The sequence below is a fragment of the Roseburia sp. AM23-20 genome, from assembly GCF_003470905.1.
Classification (GTDB): Bacteria; Bacillota; Clostridia; order Lachnospirales; family Lachnospiraceae; genus Roseburia; species Roseburia rectibacter.
Genome location: NZ_QRHS01000002.1, coordinates 141,938 through 161,451, shown reverse-complemented (window position 1 = coordinate 161,451; position 19,514 = coordinate 141,938). Strand labels below are relative to the sequence as shown.

The 19,514-nt window shown below is 44.1% G+C and carries 15 protein-coding genes, 2 pseudogenes and 1 riboswitch; of the genes and pseudogenes, 16 read left to right on the top strand and 1 reads right to left on the bottom strand.

Annotated elements, in window-relative coordinates; all coding sequences use genetic code 11:
• Positions 1-63 precede the first annotated feature (63 nt).
• The 14 genes and pseudogenes from DW650_RS20735 to DW650_RS20725 form a co-directional block, all read left to right on the top strand.
• Positions 64-357: a GNAT family N-acetyltransferase gene (locus DW650_RS20735; protein ID WP_118209079.1), complete on the top strand. Its 294-nt coding sequence runs from the start codon at positions 64-66 to the stop codon at positions 355-357.
• A gap of 574 nt (positions 358-931) precedes the next feature.
• A pseudogene (locus tag DW650_RS03680) lies at positions 932-1,135 on the top strand (ATP-binding cassette domain-containing protein); the annotation flags it as partial.
• A gap of 765 nt (positions 1,136-1,900) precedes the next feature.
• Entirely contained in the window at positions 1,901-4,396 is a 2,496-nt protein-coding gene (locus DW650_RS03675) for an excinuclease ABC subunit UvrA (RefSeq protein ID WP_118209077.1), read from the top strand.
• A 263-nt stretch (positions 4,397-4,659) separates the two neighbouring features.
• Complete coding sequence (gene mgtE / locus DW650_RS03670) at positions 4,660-6,081, top strand: magnesium transporter (RefSeq protein ID WP_117918573.1); 1,422 nt, start codon at positions 4,660-4,662, stop codon at positions 6,079-6,081.
• 16 nt (positions 6,082-6,097) lie between these two features.
• On the top strand, positions 6,098-7,129 hold the full coding sequence (locus DW650_RS03665) for a hypothetical protein (RefSeq protein WP_118209076.1): 1,032 nt from the start codon (positions 6,098-6,100) through the stop codon (positions 7,127-7,129).
• Positions 7,130-7,185: 56 nt separating this feature from the next.
• Positions 7,186-9,897, top strand: a complete 2,712-nt coding sequence (locus DW650_RS03660) for a translation factor GTPase family protein (protein ID WP_118209075.1) — start codon at positions 7,186-7,188, stop codon at positions 9,895-9,897.
• Positions 9,898-9,961: 64 nt separating this feature from the next.
• On the top strand, positions 9,962-10,210 hold the full coding sequence (locus DW650_RS03655) for a hypothetical protein (RefSeq protein ID WP_117918567.1): 249 nt from the start codon (positions 9,962-9,964) through the stop codon (positions 10,208-10,210).
• Positions 10,158-10,613 carry a hypothetical protein gene (locus tag DW650_RS03650; protein ID WP_243006707.1) on the top strand — a complete coding sequence of 152 codons (456 nt, stop codon included), beginning with the start codon at positions 10,158-10,160 and terminating at the stop codon, positions 10,611-10,613. The genes DW650_RS03655 and DW650_RS03650 overlap by 53 nt, the downstream gene beginning before the upstream one ends.
• 34 nt (positions 10,614-10,647) lie before the next feature.
• Positions 10,648-10,791 carry a hypothetical protein gene (locus DW650_RS19680; RefSeq protein WP_199536167.1) on the top strand — a complete coding sequence of 48 codons (144 nt, stop codon included), beginning with the start codon at positions 10,648-10,650 and terminating at the stop codon, positions 10,789-10,791.
• A 164-nt stretch (positions 10,792-10,955) separates the two neighbouring features.
• The gene (locus DW650_RS03645; protein WP_330414588.1) at positions 10,956-11,384 is read left to right on the top strand and encodes a DUF1016 N-terminal domain-containing protein; all 429 of its coding nucleotides are present in this window, start codon (positions 10,956-10,958) and stop codon (positions 11,382-11,384) included.
• A complete protein-coding gene (locus tag DW650_RS03640; protein ID WP_117918565.1) occupies positions 11,300-12,802 on the top strand; it encodes an ATP-binding protein in 1,503 nt (500 codons plus the stop codon). Before DW650_RS03645 ends, DW650_RS03640 begins: the two co-directional genes overlap by 85 nt.
• A gap of 62 nt (positions 12,803-12,864) precedes the next feature.
• Positions 12,865-14,406, top strand: coding sequence for an RsmF rRNA methyltransferase first C-terminal domain-containing protein (locus DW650_RS03635; protein ID WP_117918563.1), 1,542 nt, complete (start codon positions 12,865-12,867; stop codon positions 14,404-14,406).
• 106 nt (positions 14,407-14,512) lie between these two features.
• On the top strand, positions 14,513-14,773 hold the full coding sequence (locus DW650_RS20730) for an MATE family efflux transporter (RefSeq protein ID WP_117918561.1): 261 nt from the start codon (positions 14,513-14,515) through the stop codon (positions 14,771-14,773).
• Between the two features lie 50 nt (positions 14,774-14,823).
• Positions 14,824-15,111: pseudogene (locus DW650_RS20725) on the top strand (MATE family efflux transporter); the annotation flags it as partial.
• A gap of 78 nt (positions 15,112-15,189) precedes the next feature.
• Here the strand turns inward: DW650_RS20725 and DW650_RS03620 are convergent.
• Positions 15,190-15,771, bottom strand: a complete 582-nt coding sequence (locus tag DW650_RS03620; protein WP_117918557.1) for a folate family ECF transporter S component — start codon at positions 15,769-15,771, stop codon at positions 15,190-15,192.
• A gap of 63 nt (positions 15,772-15,834) precedes the next feature.
• Positions 15,835-15,944: riboswitch (THF riboswitch) on the bottom strand.
• A 188-nt stretch (positions 15,945-16,132) separates the two neighbouring features.
• Here DW650_RS03620 and DW650_RS03615 point away from each other — a divergent pair.
• Positions 16,133-18,019: an ATP-dependent nuclease gene (locus DW650_RS03615; RefSeq protein WP_117918555.1), complete on the top strand. Its 1,887-nt coding sequence runs from the start codon at positions 16,133-16,135 to the stop codon at positions 18,017-18,019.
• 138 nt (positions 18,020-18,157) lie between these two features.
• Positions 18,158-19,504: an MATE family efflux transporter gene (locus tag DW650_RS03610; RefSeq protein WP_117918553.1), complete on the top strand. Its 1,347-nt coding sequence runs from the start codon at positions 18,158-18,160 to the stop codon at positions 19,502-19,504.
• Positions 19,505-19,514: the final 10 nt, after the last annotated feature.

Sequence of the window (19,514 nt, the reverse complement as noted above, 5' to 3'; positions counted from 1 at the left end):
TGTTAGAGATTTGATTTAGACACTTTTTTACTGCAAAGGAAAAGACATTCTGTAAATGAATGACTGAGGGAAAGGGGGTATACAGAAGAAATATATGAGATCGGATATGGATTCCTTGATCAATATCAGGGAAAGGGATATGCGAAAGAAAGTCTGCTTGCAATTTTTGATTATATGAAAGAACAGGGCGTAAAAAAAATATATGCCGGAACAGCAAAAAATAATCTCCTTTCTGTTGGATTACTTAACAGTGTTGGTTTTCAACTGGTTGGAACACAGCGGATTTCGTTTCATAAAGACAGTGAAGGAAATGATATTTATTTTGAAGGTGGAAATTTTGTGAAGGAATTGTGCTGAGCGGCATCTTGTGTCTGTCAGTTTTTTGTGATGGTGGAAAAAGGCAGAGTTGTTTGGACTTGTTATGAAAAAACTGGAATAGATTAGAGCGGGGAGAAAATATGAGGTATTTACCGATATTGGGAGAACTCTTTGCGTCTGATACGATCATCTTTTTATTGATCGGTTTTGTGATCTTTTGGAACTGATACTGTTGTTTGCAGGCACGATTGCGCTTGGTGGAATACTGGACTTTTTCGCCGGGATTGTTGTGTCTGGAGTGCGGAAGTGTTGATAGGATTGTAGCGGGATATGAAAGTGTTGTTAGGGATATTTTAGCGCAAATGCCAGCGGACGCCTGCGGAAAGTGATCGATGACAATGCAGGGTTGACCGAAAATTTTCTGGCACATCAGCTTCCTGATCTGACGGGGGCAGTGGTAATGCCGGTCGCAGTGTTTGTACTGATCTTTTAAAAATTTCCATGCTGCGATCGGTGATCAGGATGTCATTTTGGATTTCCTGTTTTACAGTCTGTTTTTCTCATACCGTTCCGCAGTTCTGGGGTTCGATCCTGTCGACTGCGATCGTGTGCAAAGAGTACGGTTGCAAATTTAGCGGCTGGTTTTTACGATGTGAACGGTGGAAAAATCACACTTGGCGGCACGGATATTGCGCAGGTCGATTCAGTTGCCATGATGAAAGATTTTTCCGTGGTATTCCAGAATGTGGTTCTCTTTAACAATACCGTCATGGAAAATATCCGCATAGGGCGCAAAGACGCGACCGATGAAGATGTGTCCTTGACGGAGGTGTTGTTGCAGAGAGCGGAACACATGATGAACTGATGAAAAAGAACGGACTTTATGCAAGACTGGTAGAACTGCAGACGGCTTCGGCGGACTGGAAGCTGAATGGCAGGTAAAAGTTGAACTGAAAAACGATAAAATCATAAGAAAGACAGGTTCTTTTAGAGGAATTTTTAAGATGCCTGTCTTTTTTATGGGGATAGAGGGGAGTGCAATCCATTATTTTATGTTATACTGTGTCAGGAAAGTTTTTTGATTCATAGGATTCGGGTGTCAAAAGGTGGCTTCCAAATTTTTGATTGTCAAATTGTACAAAGCCGGGGCTGTTTTGTTCCGTTGTCCGAAAATAAGAAAATCTAAGTCTGCCTGTGTTAAATTCTCTCAAAGTGACGTGTACGTCTTAAACTCGCGCCAGTTATGGCACGATGACGTCCATGGGACATTAAGACTTTTGCTGCCGTCCATGGCAGCAAAACACTGCGCATCGACAGGCAAACTAAGATTTTCTAATTTTCTCTCCAAGTCACAAAAACAGTCTCTGCTTTGTGCAATTTGCCAGCCACTAAATTAAAATCCACCTTTTGACACCCGAATCTTCATAGGAAATTACGTCCTATGACTCAAAAAGCCCTACGGGCGGGATGCGCTCTTCGCGGAGAAGAGTTTGCTGTAAACAGCACCGCTCGGGCGCGAAAGAGTCGCAAGCGACTCTTTGTTCTGTGAGCAGGATAAGACGAATAAATAAGGAGTACCATCATGGAAACCAACCATAATGAACCAAAATATATCAGGGTAAAAGGGGCGAGAGTCCACAACCTGAAAAATGTAAATGTGGATGTCCCCCTGCATCAGATCGTGGGGGTCGCAGGTGTGTCCGGTTCGGGCAAATCTTCGCTGGCACTTGGTGTTTTGTATGCAGAGGGTTCCAGACGATATCTGGAGTCACTTTCTACTTATACAAGAAGGCGTATGACAGGAGCGGCGAAAGCACAGGTGGACGAGGTGTTATATGTCCCGGCAGCTTTAGCACTCCATCAGCGTCCGGGAATACCGGGGATCCGCAGTACGTTTGGAACCGGAACTGAACTTTTGAACAGCTTAAGGCTGATGTATTCGAGACTGGCATCCCACCGCTGTCCGAATGGACATTACATAGAGCCTACGTTAAAAGTAGCAGCAGAGCAGGAAATCTTATGTCCGGTGTGCGGGGAAAAAGTACATGCACCGAGTGCGGAAGAACTTGCCTTTAATTCACAGGGGGCGTGCCAAAGATGCGGCGGTACGGGAAGTGTGCTGACAGTGGATTTTGATTCGCTGGTGCCGGACGATTCGATCAGCATTGATGAGGGAGCGGTCGCACCGTGGAACAGTCTGATGTGGTCACTGATGACAGATGTCTGCCGTGAGATGGGCGTGCGCACGGATGTCCCATTCCGGGAACTGACAGACGAGGAGAAAGAGATCGTCTATCACGGCCCGGCTGAGAAAAAACATATTTTTTATAAGGCAAAAAAATCCAACCAGGCGGGTGAACTGGATTTTACCTATTATAATGCCGTTTACACCGTGGAAAATGCGCTTGCAAAAGTAAAAGATGAGAAGGGCATGAAGCGCGTGGAAAAATTTTTAAAGGAAGATATCTGTCCGGAATGTGGCGGCAGCAGGCTTTCTGAAGCTGCGAGAGCACCAAGGCTCCGTGGGATAAGTCTGGATGAAGCCTGCAAAATGACCTTAAAAGAACTGGTGGACTGGGTGGCAGGAGTGCCGGATTCCCTGCCGGAAGAAATGCGTCCCATGGCAGAATCCATCTGTGAATCGTTTCAGGCCGTTGCGAAAAGGCTGATGGATCTGGGACTTTCTTATCTGTCGCTTGACCGGACGGCCTCAACATTGTCGACCGGAGAGAGGCAGCGGATGCAGCTTGCCAGAGCGGTACGAAACCGCACGACAGGCGTTTTGTTTGTGTTAGATGAGCCTTCGATCGGTCTGCACCCGTCGAATATCAAAGGGCTTAATGCCGTGATGCATGATCTGGTCGCGGACGGCAATTCCGTTCTTCTGGTAGACCACGATACGCAGATATTATCGGAGGCGGACTGGCTGATCGAGATGGGACCCGAAGCCGGTGTGGGAGGAGGATATGTGATCGCGGAGGGCAGCATTCCGCAGATTATTTCCAATAAAAAATCCATGATCGGTCCTTTTCTGGCGAAAACGGCAGATATGCATGTCCGCACACAGGCAGGGAAAGAGGAAGTTTTTGCACTTGGAAAACTGCATTTATCCACGGATAACATTCACACGGTAAAGCCATTGGAAGTGGATATTCCAAAGGGCAGACTTACCGTGGTGACCGGTGTTTCCGGTTCGGGGAAGACCACGATGGTTTTAGAGAGTCTGATTCCGGGACTGGAAGCCTCTTTTTGCGGGGAACATCTGCCGAAACATGTGAAGAGTATTTCGGCGGAAGGGATTGCCCATGTGAAACTGATCGATGCCTCACCGATCGGTATCAATGTCCGTTCAACGGTGGCAACTTATGCAAACATACATGATGAACTCCGCAAAATCTATGCAAAAACAGCGGATGCGAAAGACCGGAAATACAAAGCGGGGGATTTTTCCTACAATACTGGAAAGCTGCGCTGCCCGGTCTGCGATGGAACCGGGCAGATCAGTCTGGATGTACAGTTTTTACCGGATGTGGACATCCCATGCCCGGAATGTGGCGGTTCCCGGTACGCGAAAGAGGCATGGCAGATCAGCTATGAAAATAAACAGGGAAACAGGTATTCCCTGCCGGAACTGATGGAGATGGATGTCAATACGGCGCTGCAGGCAGTCAAGGATCTGAAACTGGTGCACCAGAGGCTTGGTGTCCTGAAAAATTTAGGACTTGGATATCTGACGCTGGGGGAGGAAACACCGAGTCTTTCCGGCGGCGAGGCACAGAGACTGAAACTTGCCAGTGAAATGGGAAAAGGACAGTCGGATTCTGTCTTTGTGTTTGATGAGCCGACCATCGGACTGCATCCGTTGGATGTACAGACGTTACTTGGCGTATTTCAGGCGCTGGTCGATAACGGGGCGACTGTGCTCGTCATTGAACATGATCTGGATGTGATCCGAAATGCAGATTATATCATTGATATGGGCCCCGGCGGCGGAGAGGAGGGCGGCAGAGTGGTCGCCTGCGGGACACCGGAGCAGATTGCAGCGAATGAGGAGAGTGTTACGGGGAAATTTCTATAAAGAACAGGGGTTGCGTTTCTCATCCATTTCTGCTACAATGACCACGTCATTTTTAGATATATCCAAATTCAAATTTTAATGGAGGTGAATTTTCATGGACAGTTGCGATAGCGTAGGACGAAGTAAAATATGCGATGTACGAAGATGTAAAAAAAGAATGTGGCTGTCTGTGAAAGTCTGACCGCCATATTCTATATTGTTGAGCACCTTTTTATACATCGCATCAGAGGATCCTTGCAATCACAATGAAGCGATGTATTTTTATGCCCATTTCAGGCGAAAAGGAGGTCACAATGAGAAAAGTATTAATCCCGAAAAAAGACTATGTAAAAGAACTGATAAAGATCATCCGTGTTACAAAAGATGAGCAGAAATTACGGAATCTGCTGTCAGATTATCATGAGAAAGATATCGCGGAGGCAATCACATTTCTGACGGAGACTGAGCGGAAGCATCTCTACCGTGTGCTCGGCTCTGAAAGGATCGCAGAGATATTTTCCTATTTTGATGATGCGGAAATGTACTTGGAGGAACTGTCTTTAGATCAGGCAGCAAAAGTAATTTCCTACATGGATGCAGATGATGCACTTGACGTGTTAGATGATTTGTCCGAGTCAAAGAAAAATGAGATCGTGAGCCATCTGGATGCGGACGCACAGAAAGATGTGCAGAAACTGCTCTCCTATGAGGAGGATGAGATTGGAAGCTGCATGACGAACAACTTTGTCTGTATTTCAGAGGAGCTGTCCATCCGGGAAGCGATGAGCGAACTGGTCCGCCAGGCGGGGGAACATGATAATATTTCAACGATTTATGTTACTGATACAGAGGAAAAATTTGCCGGAGCGATCGATCTGAAAGATCTGATCATCGCGAGAGAAAATACACCTCTGCAGGAGATCATAAGCAGCTCTTATCCATATGTGTATGAACATGAAAATATCAGTGAATGTGTGGAAAAGATCGCAGATTATGAGGAGGATTCCATCCCGGTACTGACACAGGATGGAAAGATAGCCGGTATTCTGACTGCAACAGATATCGTGGAGTTAGTAGATGATGCGATGGGAGATGACTATGCAAAACTTGCAGGTCTGACCTCCGAGGAGGATTTAAAGGAACCGACGATCGTGAGTATGAAAAAGAGACTGCCGTGGCTGATCATACTGTTGTTCCTTGGGATGACAGTGTCCTCTGTTGTCGGAATATTTGAATCTGTGGTTGCAGTTCTGCCGATCGTGATCTGCTTTCAGTCGCTGGTGCTTGATATGGCAGGAAATGTTGGTACGCAGTCGCTTGCAGTAACGATCCGTGTACTTGTGGATGAGGATTTAGATACCAGAAAAAAACTGGCTCTTCTCGGAAAAGAAATGAAGATCGGCTTTTTAAACGGAGCGAGCCTTGGCGTCATGGCACTTGTATTTCTTGGCATTTACATCCACCTGTTCAAAAAATATGCCTGGATGTCAGCATTCCTGATTTCCGGGTGCGTTGGGATTTCTCTGGTCGTTGCGATGGTAATCTCTGGTTTTGTAGGTACGATCATCCCGATGTTCTTCCACAAGATCCATATTGATCCGGCAGTTGCATCCGGTCCGCTGATCACGACGGTGAATGATCTGGTTGCAGTGATCACTTATTATGGATTGGCGATGGTATTTCTGATCGATATTTTTCATATTTAGGAGGAACGGAGATATTATGAATACACAAAATTTAAGAACCCTTTTTCCAACTGTAACGAAACAAAAAATACTGAATCTGTCATATGGCGAGGGAGAACATTATACAGTGCTTCCCATGATTGCAAAAAAAGAGGATACATTTTATCTGTGGGAAATTTCAGCCATGTCGGAACAGGAATATGAACACAGAAACAGAACATACAAAGAAGCGAAGACAAACCGGGCAGAGTTAAAGCAGAATCTGGAAGAAGCAGACCAGGTGTGGATCGAAAAAATTGTAAGCGGTGGCTGCTGTTTTGAGGCCGCTTCAGCAACAGGCACCTGTCTTGGCGAGAGATATAATATAGAGGAACAGATACAGTTTTTATATATGCTTGGACAGGGAGCGGAGTTAGGGGAGTTAGAACAGGTGGAGCTTGACAGGCTGTTTATCACCTGCTATGAACTGACGGGAAAAGACGGGCAGGAATTGTCCGAAGAAGCATTCTGGAATATGGGAAATGAGGATGTTACGGTTACGCTGTCAGAACAGCACCGATCTGTTCTGGTACAAAAAAGATTCCGCTTAAAGACGGGGGAATATACAAAACCCAAAGTGCTCCATCTGACCGGAGAGGCAGAAAGCAGTGTTTATATTCATGGCATCCGTTTCCATGATGTCTGGAAAGAGGCAGAGACACGTTTTGAAGATAAACACTATCTGGAACATTTCAGCAAAGAACAGATTGCACAGATGAAGCACGACTTTATGGAACTTCTGCCGCAGATATGTCCCAAAGGCTGTGTCCTGCCCATGATCGAATATGAGTGCGACAGGGATTATCAGATGCAGTTTTACACAACGGAATATCTGAAATGCGCACCAAAGCATCATTCTTCGGCATTATTTTTCGCGATGCGTCCGGACACGCAGATCGGACCGATGGGATACAAAAACAGGGTATGCCAGTTAGAAGCAGTGGAGGAAGGCTTTGAGGGGGAGATATCCGTTGAATTATTTTTGTGTCATAAAACAATACCGGGAGAAGAGAAAAAAGCAAGGCATTAATGCAAATTTTGTGTTATCATGAGTGCAGGTGAAAGAAAGCAGGAGTGGAGATTTTTATGACACAGACTCATATAAATATTGCAATGTTAGCACATGTTGATGCAGGAAAGACAACATTGTCGGAAGCGTTATTATATAAAAGTGGCAGCATCCGGAAAGCCGGACGTGTGGACAATAAAGATGCGTTTTTAGATACCAATGAAATGGAGAGAAACCGTGGAATCACAATTTTCTCCAAACAGGCTGTTTTTTCGTATGGAGGATGTGAATTTACACTGTTAGATACACCGGGACATGTGGATTTTTCTGCGGAAATGGAGCGTACCTTGCAGGTGCTTGACTATGCTGTGCTGATCATAAGCGGTGCGGACGGTGTGCAGGGACATACGAGGACATTGTGGCGGCTTTTAGCGCGCTACAATATCCCGGCATTTATTTTTGTCAACAAAATGGATCAGCAGGGAACAGACCACGACAAATTATTGGCACAGATCAAAGATACATTGGGCAGTGCCTGTGTGGATTTTTCAAAAAATACAGATGGAACATATCTGGATGAGGATTTTTATGAGAACGTGGCTGTCTGCAATGAAAAAGTCTTAGAAACATATTTAGAAGGCGGCAGTATCGGGGAAGAAGATATCCGTCAAATGATACAGAAAAGGGAATTGTTTCCATGCTTTTTTGGTTCAGCATTTAAGATGGACGGGATTGACGAGCTGCTGGCGGCACTTTCTGAATATACCAAAATTCCGGATTATCCGGAGAAGTTTGGCGCAACTGTATTTAAGATCACGCGCGACGCAGGGGGCAGCCGTCTTACGCATTTAAAAGTCACAGGTGGAACATTAAAGGCAAGAAATCTGCTGACTGGATATAAGCAGAATAAGGAAGATGATATCTGGGAGGAAAAAGTAAACCAGATCCGCATTTATTCCGGTGAAAAATTTGAGACCCAAGATGAGGTAAAAGCAGGAACAATATGTGCTGTGACAGGGTTATCCTATACTTATCCGGGAGAGGGACTCGGAATCCAGACGGAGTCGGAACTGCCGATTTTAGAGCCGGTGCTGACATATGAACTGATCCTGCCGGAGGGGGTACAGCCACAGGCAATGATGCCGAAACTTACGATGTTAGAGGAAGAAGATCCGGAGCTTCACATTGTGTGGAATGAACAACTGCAGGAGATCAAGATACAGATCATGGGGGAAGTGCAGATCGAGATTTTAAAAGCACTGATCTTTGAGCGTTTTGGTGTGGAGGTGGAATTTGGCACAGGAAAGATCCTTTACCGTGAGACGATCGCAGATACCGTGGAGGGAGTGGGACATTTTGAACCACTGCGTCATTATGCGGAGGTACATCTTTTGCTGGAGCCGGGAGAAAACGGCAGCGGTCTTACCTTTGCAGCGGATGTCAGTGAGGATATGCTGGCAAGAAACTGGCAGAGACTGGTGCTTACCCATTTAGAGGAAAAAGAACATGTCGGTGTGCTGACAGGCTCACCGGTTACAGATATGAAGATCACGTTGGTTGCCGGACGTGCACATTTAAAACATACAGAGGGCGGCGATTTCAGACAGGCTACTTACCGTGCCTTAAGGCAGGGATTAAAACAGGCACAGTCCGTTCTGTTAGAGCCATGGTATGATTTCAGGCTTGAACTACCGAATGAATGTATTGGACGTGCCATGAATGATATCGAAGGAATGTCAGGTAAATTTGATGCTCCGAACCGGAACGGAGAGATGGCAGTACTCACAGGGATCATTCCGGTTGCATCGATACGTGATTATGCAAAAGATGTTATGGCATATACCAAGGGACATGGAAGCCTTACCTGCACGCTGCACGGTTATCTGCCATGCCATAATACAGAGGAGGTTGTCGAGGCGCTTGGTTATGATTCAGAGCGTGATCTGGCAAATCCGACAGGGTCTGTATTCTGTGCCCATGGAGCAGGATTTGTTGTCCCATGGGATCAGGTTATGGATTATATGCATTTGGAAAGTGTGCTAAAGCCGGCAAAAGAAACAGAGGAATGGCAGCCAAAGCAGGTTTACATGCAGCAGCAGAGCAGGGAAGAAGAATGGATTGGCACGGATGAGATTGACAGAATCTTAAATCAGACATACAATGCTAATAAACGGGAAAAATCTGCTCCGGGACGCAATGTCTGGAAAAGGTCAGGAGGGAGCAGTGCAAATGTACCGCCGGTGACAAGAACTTATACGCCGCCGCTGTCGGAAAAAGAATATCTGCTTGTGGATGGCTACAATGTCATTTTTGCATGGGATGAGTTAAATGAACTTGCCCGTGATAATGTAGACGGGGCGCGTGGAAAACTTCTCGATATTATGTGTGATTATCAGGGTATGCGCGGATGTGAGCTGATCGTGGTGTTTGACGCATACCGTGTGCAGGGGCATAAGACAGAAATGTTTGATTACCACAATATTCATGTGGTTTATACGAGAGAGGCAGAGACTGCCGATCAGTATATCGAGAAATTCGCACATGAAAATGGCAGAAAATACCGTGTGACGGTTGCGACTTCGGATGGTTTAGAGCAGATCATCATCCGGGGAGCCGGATGTGTGCTGATCTCCGCAAGAGAGCTGGAAAAAGAGATCGCACGCAAACGCGGGGAAATGTTAGAGACATATCATGCAAAACGTGAGCCGGAGAAGAAGGTACATATGGCAGAGCATATTTCTGCTGAGGTAGCAGAAGCAGTCAGAAAAGCGGATCAGTGTGAAAAATAACATTTTTCACAGGTAAGATTTGTGCTTATGCATCAGCTTGATATGCGCAGGAATGGAGATTCTCATGAATAAAAAGGAAGAAGTAAACTTTACACAGTCCGGATTTTTAAAGATCGATGGGAAAAAAAGAGTGTCTGTGAGATTTGAACGTGGAAGTGATATTGCAGAAGGCATGGTTCCGCCGGGAAAAATTACAAAGAATCATGGATTTTCCGATAAGGAAGTAGCAGGGTTAGAAGTCTATCTGGAGATGAACTGTGATGAGATATACAAAAAAGCGAAGGAAATTGGTAAATTTACAAACCTGTTATAAAAGAATATTGCCGTTATTTTTCGCATGGATGATCCTGCTTACGACCTGCGTGGGCAGCCAGTCGGATGTCTTTCAGCTGATATCTTATGAGAAAACATCCGGTCAGACAATGCTTTCCGGCGAGCGTATCGTAAAAACACATGATGCATTGTTAGAGACTGCCAGAGGACGCTCTGAGACATTAGAAAGCGGGAGAGCAAAAGAATTTGCTTCTATAAACTGGCGCAGAATGGCGGGGGTCACGGTAAGGATACTTCTTGTCATACTGCCGGCACTGATCCTGCAGTTCTGGAGTATCTGGTACCGCAGGGCGGATGAGATCATTCCACGGGGACTGCTTTTAGTGCAGTTTGTGAGAAGGGCGGATGGAAAAAAGAATGGCATTTTTTCTCTCATGAAATAAAAACAAAAATATTATTTTATGAGAGGTAGAAAAAATGCAGATTCTTATTTGGGTTATGATGATCGTTGGTGGTGCCGCAGGACTTTTGTCCACGGCTTATCTGGTATTGGCTATGCCGATAATTATTGTGTGGAAGATTTTCCGCAAGGTAAAATACCGGATACCGATCTGTGACTGAGAAAATTGGAATTAAATTTGAAAGGATCTGGGCATATATACCAGATCCTTTTTATCAGAGGAGAAATGACGGATGAATGTTGTGACAAAAATGGATCATAATGATATTATGAATAATTTTCAAAAAACAGATAATATCCTGAATGATGTACAGAACATTATAGAATTTTATTACAGGTGCATGACGAAGCTGCACGTAAATGGTATGAGAAAGAAGCATATGAACAGACCTGGAGTGTGCGCACGTTACAGAGAAATATAGATACACAGTATTATTACCGTTTATTACAGTCTAAAGACAAAGAACCCGTAGAGCATGAAATGAAAGAAAAAACTCTGACTTATCAGCAGGATAAACTGGAGTTTATAAAAAATCCGGTTGTCGTTGAATTTTTGGGGCTGACGCCGGATATATCTTTTACAGAAACAAAACTTGAAGCATGCATTATTACAAATTTGCAGAAACTTTACAAAGAAACCAATTTGATTTCAGATCAGGAGGTAGCAATATGGCAGAAGATACGTTGTTTTCCGGCGAATCAAAGAATGTTGAGTACAAGATTACTGTACCAGAAAAAAGCGAAAAATACATGAAAACAGTGGTAGCTTTTGCCAATGGCAGAGGTGGCAGGATTGTTTTTGGAATAGATGATAAGTCTTTAGATGTTGTTGGAATGGATGTAGATAATATTTATAAGACCATGGATGCCATTACCAATGCAATTTCTGATTCCTGTGAGCCGGCTATCAGACCAGATGTTGCTATGCAGGCCGTCAGGGATAAGACAGTGATTGTGTTGGAGATACTTCCGGGTGCAGAGCGTCCGTATTATATCAAATCACAGGGCATGTTTGAGGGTACTTATGTGCGTGTGGCAGGCACGACCAGACATGTGGAAGATTATATGTTAAAAGAACTGATTCTGGAGGGGAAGAATCGCTATTTTGACAGTGAAATATGCCAGAATATGAAAATAACTGACGGTGAGATTGAGGAACTTTGTAAGAGCATGAAAGAGACTGCTATACGAAATACATGGCAGGACAGCGAAAAGGCAAAGATTAAGGATGTTACCAAAAATGTGCTGATTTCATGGGGGGTTCTGAAGGAAGAAGGCGGAAATGTATATCCGACGAATGCGTATGCACTTCTGACCGGACGGATGTTTCAGCAGCCAGTTATTCAATGTGGTGTATTCAAGGGAATCAATAGAGCCCATTTTGTGGATCGAAGAGAATTTGAAGGTTCCATTCAGGAACAGATGGAAGCTGCATACCAGTATGTACTTGAAAAAATCAATATGGGTATGACGATAAAAGGAATGTATAGACAGGATGTGTATGAGCTGCCTACAGACAGTATCAGAGAGTTGATTGCAAATGCTGTTGCACATCGTAGTTACCTGGAACCGGGAAACATACAGGTAGCATTGTATGATAACAGGCTGGAGATTACTTCTCCAGGTATGCTTCTGAACAATGTTACGATTGCAAAAATGATGGAAGGTTACTCAAAACCGAGAAATCCTGCAATCGCAAGAGCTTTTGCATACATGAAAATCATTGAAAAATGGGGAACCGGAATACCGAGGTTATTTGAAGCCTGCGAGGAGTATGGTTTGCCTAAACCGGAGCTGATTGATTTTGATGGCGATTTTAGGGTAAATTTATATCGAAAAAAGGAGACTGATACAGAAATTAACGAGAAAATTTACCAGAGGGTGAATGATGTGATTGGTAGGGTATATCAGAGAAAAAATGAACCTCAAAATGAACCTCAAAATGAACCCCAAAATGAACCTCAAAATGACCCCCAAAGACTTGGTGTTTTGGAAGAAGGACTTTTGAATTTGATTCGCCAGGATGGGCATGTGACACGGGACGAAATGGCAAGTCAGATGAAGGTTTCATTAAGCACGGTTAAGCGTTCGATAAATAAATTGAAAGATAATGGCTTAATTGAATATGAGGGCTCAAGTAAAAGTGGCTATTGGATAATTAAGCAGAGCTGAACGAATGGAAGAATTAAAATTATAGCAGAAAGAATCGGAAGAAGAAGCAGGGAGGATTTAAAATGCTTCCACAAGCGTTTTTAAACAGAATGGAATCGATGCTTGGAGAGGAATATCCAGCATTTTTAGAAAGTTATGAGAAAGAAAAATATCAGGCACTGCGGTTAAACAGCATCAAGGGAGATATTGCGCAGATGAAAGACAAGGTGCCGTTTCAATTACAGCCCGTAGCATGGGCGAAAGACGGATTTTACTATGAAAAGGATGATACCCCTGGAAAGTATCCGCTTCATGAGGCTGGTGTGTATTATATCCAGGAGCCGAGTGCCATGGCTCCGGTATCTTATCTGATGGGGGATTATGATATAAAAAGACTGCCGAGCGGAGCGAGTGTAGATAGCGATCATGAAGCGGAGCTTCATGATATAGCGCACAAAGAGGCTGCATCCTGTCAGGAGCGGATCTTAGATCTTTGCGCAGCACCGGGTGGAAAGAGTACACAGATCGCGGCAAGAATGAATGAAATGTATATATCCGGTCAGTGGAACGAGCAGGGTCTTCTCATCTGTAACGAGATCCATCCGGCACGGGCAAAGATTTTGTCCGAAAATGTGGAGCGGATGGGCATTGCAAATGCGATGGTGACAAATGAAACACCGCAGCGTTTAGCAGAGGTGTTTGAGGAGTATTTTACAAGGATTCTGGTGGATGCACCGTGTTCCGGGGAAGGAATGTTCCGTAAAAATGAGGCGGCGTGTGAAGAATGGAGTACAGAAAATGTTAAAATCTGTGCCGAAAGGCAGGATGGCATTTTAGACTGTGCGGCATCCATGCTTGCACCGGGTGGCAGAATCGTGTATTCAACATGTACTTTTGCACCGGCAGAAAATGAAGGAAGCATGACACGCTTTTTGTTGCGGCACCCGGAGTTTCATATCGTGGAAGTAAAAAAGGCAGAAGGCATGTCGGCAGGAGTACCGGAGTGGGCTTATTTTGAAGAAGAGAAAGGACAGGTACTCCTGGAGATCGCACAGACGATCCGGCTCTGGCCACAGCATTTAAATGGAGAAGGACATTATCTGGCTGTGCTTAAAAAAGAAGGAACGCTAAGACAGGGATATTGCCGGAATGGTGAAGAAAAAGGAATCGCGGCAAAAGATCTGAAAGTACAGGGAAAGGGAATTGTAGAATTTTTGGATTTTGCGAAAGATACATTAGATCCGCAGACATTAGCCGGACTGGAGAAAAATGGTACATATCTGAAGTTTGGAGATCAGCTTTACCTTGCACCGAAGGGTATGCCGTCTGTAAAAGGTCTTAAAGTCTTACGTCCGGGACTACATCTTGGAACGTTAAAGAAGAATCGTCTGGAGCCATCCCATGCACTTGCTCTGGCACTGAAAAAAGAACAGGTTCGTTATGCTGCAGATTTAGCTTCGGATGGAGATATGATCCGCAGTTACTTAAACGGTGGAACATTTTCTTATGATGGTGAAAAGGGCTGGTACCTGATCACGGCGGCTGGATTTAGTACCGGCTGGGGAAAACTGGCTGGTGGAGTCATGAAAAATCATTATCCGAAAGGACTGCGGAAAACGTGGTAGTGTATTTTTGTACAAATATGGAATGTACAAAGAACAGCAAAAAATGAGGATAGTGTGAAAAATACATTTTTTACACGCAAGATTTGTGCTTAAAAACAGTGTAAAAATGAAGATTAGTATGTTACAGCAGGATCTTACAACAGGAAATATCACATCGAAGCTGTGGATGTTTGCACTGCCGCTCATGCTTGGCAATGTCATGCAGCAGTTTTATAATCTGGCAGATACCTGGATCGTTGGCAGATATATCGGATCGGATGCGATGGCAGCGGTGGGAATCAAAGGGACTGCAGAGGCGACGACCATTTCCCAGTATATATCGGGAGTGGGACTGATGATCTATTATCATATATGTTATCCGTCGTAAACAGCTTTGGCACGGTCGTAATGTCTGCATTTGTGGGAGCGGGTAAGAAAGAAATCATAGAAGTCGGAGTGACCTATTTAAGGATTGAAGGGGCATGTTATATCGGAATCGGTGTACTTTTTATGCTTTACGGTTATTACCGGGCGGTGAATATTCCGAAAATGTCTCTGATACTGACGATCATTTCACTTGGAACAAGAGTTCTTCTGGCATACACACTGCCGAAAATAGCCGGAATAGGAGTGATCGGCATCTGGGTGGCAATCCCGATCGGATGGCTGCTTGCAGATGTGTATGGAATCCGATATTATTTAAAAAGACACCCTTTCACAGAGTAGTGAAGGAGTGTCTTTCCCTATTACATAAAAAGCCCTACGGGCAGAAGTTGTTCTTGTTTTAATGAAATCGGATTCCTGTCAGGCGCGCTCTTTGGCACCTGTTGTTATTGTGAAAAATCCAAACTGTGCTGCGATTTTTCTGGCGTAAGTCAGGGCGAAAAATAAGATAAAGCTGTCGATCGGCAGCATGATCACGTTTTTGATCACACGCGGGCCGAGCAGTGCAATAAATCCTTTGCCGTAAAGCATGGAGATCCAGAGCGTATTCAGACCGCAGTTGATGACCAGCTTTACAAAAAACTCGGCGATCACGATACGCTTGATGGAGACTGGACGACGGTAGAGCAGGCTGCCGTAGATCAGACCGGAAAGCATGGCATTAAAGGTGAATCCAAAGAAAAAAGGACCATCCGGCTTTAAGACATACTTTAACAGGTCAAGTGCACCGCCAAACAGGCATCCGACAACCGGACCAAACAAAAATTCGACAATGCGGTTCGGCAGACCGGAAAAGCCGATCTTGATGTAGGGACCAAGCTGGATACTTGCCACAAGACTAAGCACGATGGCGAGTGCAGCTAAGAGTCCACAGAGCACGATCGTCTTTGTGCGACACAGCTCTTTTAGTGATTGTTGATACAGTTCTTTTAATTTTTTCATAAAAAAAGCCTCCTTCCTTAGCAGTTTCCTAAAACCGCATAGAGGAGACATATACCTTTATGCAGCAGCGGGATGCGAATTCTGTACCGCAAACAAAAGCATTGCTTTTGTTTTTCGTCCGTGTGACAACTCCCTGTTCACATGGCACTTAACGCACAGAGTTCTACTCTGCTAATATGAAATATTAGTTTTGACAAGTTCTGTTATAGCACACTGCTATAACATTGTAAAGAAGAACTTATATTTCATACTATATTTTTTAATATGACTGATAAGTTATGGAAGGAAAAAGATGGATGACGGACGGGTATTTCGGTGTTAAAATAAAAAAGAAAAGAATGATGCAGGAAGGGAGACGGAAATGAAGCTGACCGGTATCCATATTAAAAATTTTAAAGCAATCCATGAGATGAAGATCGATAACATTGAAAATGCGCTGATCTTAGTAGGGCAGAATAATACCGGAAAGACGACAATCTTAGAGGCGATCCGTGCGGCTTTTGGAGACTATCGCATTTCTTCGGAAGATTTTGACGGGGACAGCGCCAATATCGAGATGGATCTGTCACTGGAATTTTTGGATGAAGATCTGAAATGGCTGCATCAGAATGGCGTGGTCAGCCAGTATAAAAGATATGAGACATGGTTTGAAGATTTCTGCAAAAAGCTGCCTTCTTTTTCGGTAAAAGAAAATAACGAAGAAGGCGGTGCGCTGCAGTTTACCTTTATCGCGCACAGGGATGGATGGGTGCGGTATCAGGATAAGGAGCACAAAAATAATTCCTGCATCCCACAGATATTTCCAAAGATATACTATCTGGATGCAGAGCGTGATCTAAATCAGCTTCAGGGAGATCTTTTAATGCTTCAGGAGGATGAGCTGTTAAAGCGGATGCGCGCGGACACCTGTATGTTTAATCAGGCAAAAAAATGCGGCCACTGTTTTTCCTGTATTGGTCTGATCGAGAAAAAGTCGCCTGCAGAGCTGGATGCATTTGAGACAGCAAAGCTGTTAGATTATAAACTTTACCAGTTGAATCTGGATGAATTTGCGAAAAAAGTAAACCAGAATTATAAGAAGAACGGCGGACAGGATGAAATCCTTTATTCCATGAACCGCGATGTGGAGCGGATGTTAAAAGTTACGACGGAGATCCATAATCCGGCGCAGAATCTGACCAGACCGGTAGCGAAGATGGGAAAAGGCATGCGCAGCATTTATATGTTGTCTTTACTTGAGACTTATACGGGGACGAAAGGGCGGATTCCAAGTATTCTTATGATCGAAGATCCGGAGATATTTCTTCACCCGAAACTTCAGAAGGTTTCCGGTGAGATTTTATACCGTCTGTCCAGAAAAAATCAGGTGATTTTTTCCACGCACTCGCCGAATTTGCTGGCAAATTTTAACAGCAGGCAGATAAGACAGATTGTTTTAGATGGCGAAGGATATTCAAAGATGTGTGCAAAGACGGATGTGAGTGCGATCCTTGAAGACCTTGGTTATACGGCAAATGATCTGATGAATGTGAATTTCGTATTTATCGTGGAAGGCAAGCAGGATAAGAGCCGTCTGCCGCTTCTGATCCGGAAGTATTATTCAGAGACTTATGATGAAAATGGAAAACTTTCAAGAATTGCGATCATCACGACAAACAGTTGTACAAATATCAAAACTTATGCCAATCTGAAATATATGAATCAGATCTATCTGCGTGACCAGTTTCTGATGATACGTGACGGAGATGGAAAAGACAGGATGGAATTAGGAAAACAGCTCTGCCGTTATTATGAACAGCGGAGTTTAGAGGATGTCGACACACTGCCAAAGGTAAGACCGGAGAATGTTCTGATCTTAAAATATTATTCCTTTGAAAACTATTTCTTTAATCCGAAAGTGATGGCGGAACTCGGAGTGGTCGCATCTGAGGAGGCATTTTATGAGACGCTGTTTGATAAATGGAAGGAATATCTGTATCGTCTCAGCAGTGGCAGACATCTGACAGAAGTATTAGGATATGAGATGCAGAGTGTATCCGACATTAAAGAACATATGGAGGAGATAAAAATCTATCTGCGCGGGCATAACCTGTATGATATTTTTTATGGAAGATACAAAGATCAGGAAGAGGAGCTTTTAAAACGTTATATTGACCTTGCGCCGCAGGAAGATTTTTCCGATATTTTAGATGCAATCGATCATTTTATTTATTTTGAGAGCAGAAAAAAGGACGGAGATTTCAGATAATATGAAGAACATAGTGTGAAAAATACATTTTTCACACGCAAGATTTGTGCTTCTCACAAACTTGTGATGCAAATAAAAACGCTGTTTTTATTGAAAAAACAGCGCAAGAATGGAGATTAATATGGAGATAAAAATAAAATGAAACGAAATGGTGCAAATCTGACAGATGGAAAACCAGTAAAACTGATCTTACAGTTTGCGATTCCGGTGTTTTTAGGCAATTTATTTCAGCTTTTTTATGGGTTGATCGATACAAAAATCGTTGGGAGCACGCTTGGCGAGGGCGCACTTGCAGCAGTCGGTTCTGTCTCAATCCTTTATAACCTGTTAACCGGTTTCTTTAATGGAATGACACTTGGATTTTCGGTTGTGACTGCAAGGTATTTTGGAGCAGGAGACACAGAAAAATTAAAAAGAAGTGTTGCGGGAACGATTCTCTTAGGATTTATAACGGCAGCCATACTGGTAACAGGAGTGTTTGTATTCTTACGACCGCTTCTTACGGTAATGCATGTGCCGGCAGAACAAAAAGAGATGGCGTATACTTATATCAGTATTCTGGTGCTCGGCATGTTCGTAACGCTTGCTTATAATATGTGTGCAAATGTCCTGCGCGCAATCGGGGATTCCATGACACCACTGATCTTTTTGATCTTAGCGGCGGTGCTGAATGTGATTTTAGATTATGTATGTATTCTGGTATTTTCCATGGGCGTTGGCGGAGCGGCAGTGGCGACTGTGATCTCGCAGGTCGTATCGGTGGTACTCTGTGTGATACATATCAAAAAGCATTTCCCAATCCTTCAGGTGGAGCGCAGACATTTTAAACTGAACAAATCAGAAGTATTTGCGATGCTGTCCGGCGGGCTTTCCATGGGAATGATGTCGAGCCTTGTAAATCTTGGAACACTGATCTTACAGACCGGGATCAATACACTTGGAACATCTGTGATCGTGGCACATACAGCGGCAAGAAAAATATTCGAGATATGGGGACTCCCGGTCACAGTACTTGGTTCTACCATGGCAACATACAGCGGGCAGAATTATGGTGCCGGAAAATATGACAGGATTACTTCCGGGTTAAAGGCAGCGTTGCTGCTCGGATGTGGCTGGGCAGTGATGGTAATGATCATGGCGTATACGATTGCCGGTTATCTGGTCAGTTTTATCGCAAGTACACAGAATGCAGAAATCTTGTACTGGGGAACGACCTATCTGCGGGTGGACATGCTCTTTGAAATGGTCTGTGTGTGGATCGTGATCCTGCGGAATACGATGCAGGGCGTGGGAGATTATAAGACACCGATACTTTCAAGTTTTATAGAAATGATATGTAAGATCGTGTTTACAGCGGTCTTTGTCCGGTATTTCGGTTACTGGGGTGTCATCTGGACAGAACCGGTCACATGGATCATCATGGTGATACCTTTGATCGTAATGCTGATAAAAAATCCCGTGTTTCATCAAAGGAAAACAAAGTAGAAAACCTAGT

Excerpts from the sequence above, each read along its gene's own strand:
- DW650_RS03610 (WP_117918553.1), top strand. The coding sequence starts at position 18,158 with ATGAAACGAAATGGTGCAAATCTGACAGATGGAAAACCAGTAAAACTG.
- DW650_RS03660 (WP_118209075.1), top strand. The coding sequence starts at position 7,186 with ATGACACAGACTCATATAAATATTGCAATGTTAGCACATGTTGATGCA.
- DW650_RS03665 (WP_118209076.1), top strand. The coding sequence starts at position 6,098 with ATGAATACACAAAATTTAAGAACCCTTTTTCCAACTGTAACGAAACAA.
- DW650_RS03635 (WP_117918563.1), top strand. The coding sequence starts at position 12,865 with ATGCTTCCACAAGCGTTTTTAAACAGAATGGAATCGATGCTTGGAGAG.
- mgtE (WP_117918573.1), top strand. The coding sequence starts at position 4,660 with ATGCCCATTTCAGGCGAAAAGGAGGTCACAATGAGAAAAGTATTAATC.
- DW650_RS03655 (WP_117918567.1), top strand. The coding sequence starts at position 9,962 with ATGAATAAAAAGGAAGAAGTAAACTTTACACAGTCCGGATTTTTAAAG.
- DW650_RS03620 (WP_117918557.1), bottom strand. The coding sequence starts at position 15,771 with ATGAAAAAATTAAAAGAACTGTATCAACAATCACTAAAAGAGCTGTGT.
- DW650_RS03615 (WP_117918555.1), top strand. The coding sequence starts at position 16,133 with ATGAAGCTGACCGGTATCCATATTAAAAATTTTAAAGCAATCCATGAG.
- DW650_RS03640 (WP_117918565.1), top strand. The coding sequence starts at position 11,300 with ATGGCAGAAGATACGTTGTTTTCCGGCGAATCAAAGAATGTTGAGTAC.
- DW650_RS03675 (WP_118209077.1), top strand. The coding sequence starts at position 1,901 with ATGGAAACCAACCATAATGAACCAAAATATATCAGGGTAAAAGGGGCG.
- DW650_RS19680 (WP_199536167.1), top strand. The coding sequence starts at position 10,648 with ATGCAGATTCTTATTTGGGTTATGATGATCGTTGGTGGTGCCGCAGGA.
- DW650_RS20730 (WP_117918561.1), top strand. The coding sequence starts at position 14,513 with ATGAAGATTAGTATGTTACAGCAGGATCTTACAACAGGAAATATCACA.
- DW650_RS03650 (WP_243006707.1), top strand. The coding sequence starts at position 10,158 with ATGAGATATACAAAAAAGCGAAGGAAATTGGTAAATTTACAAACCTGT.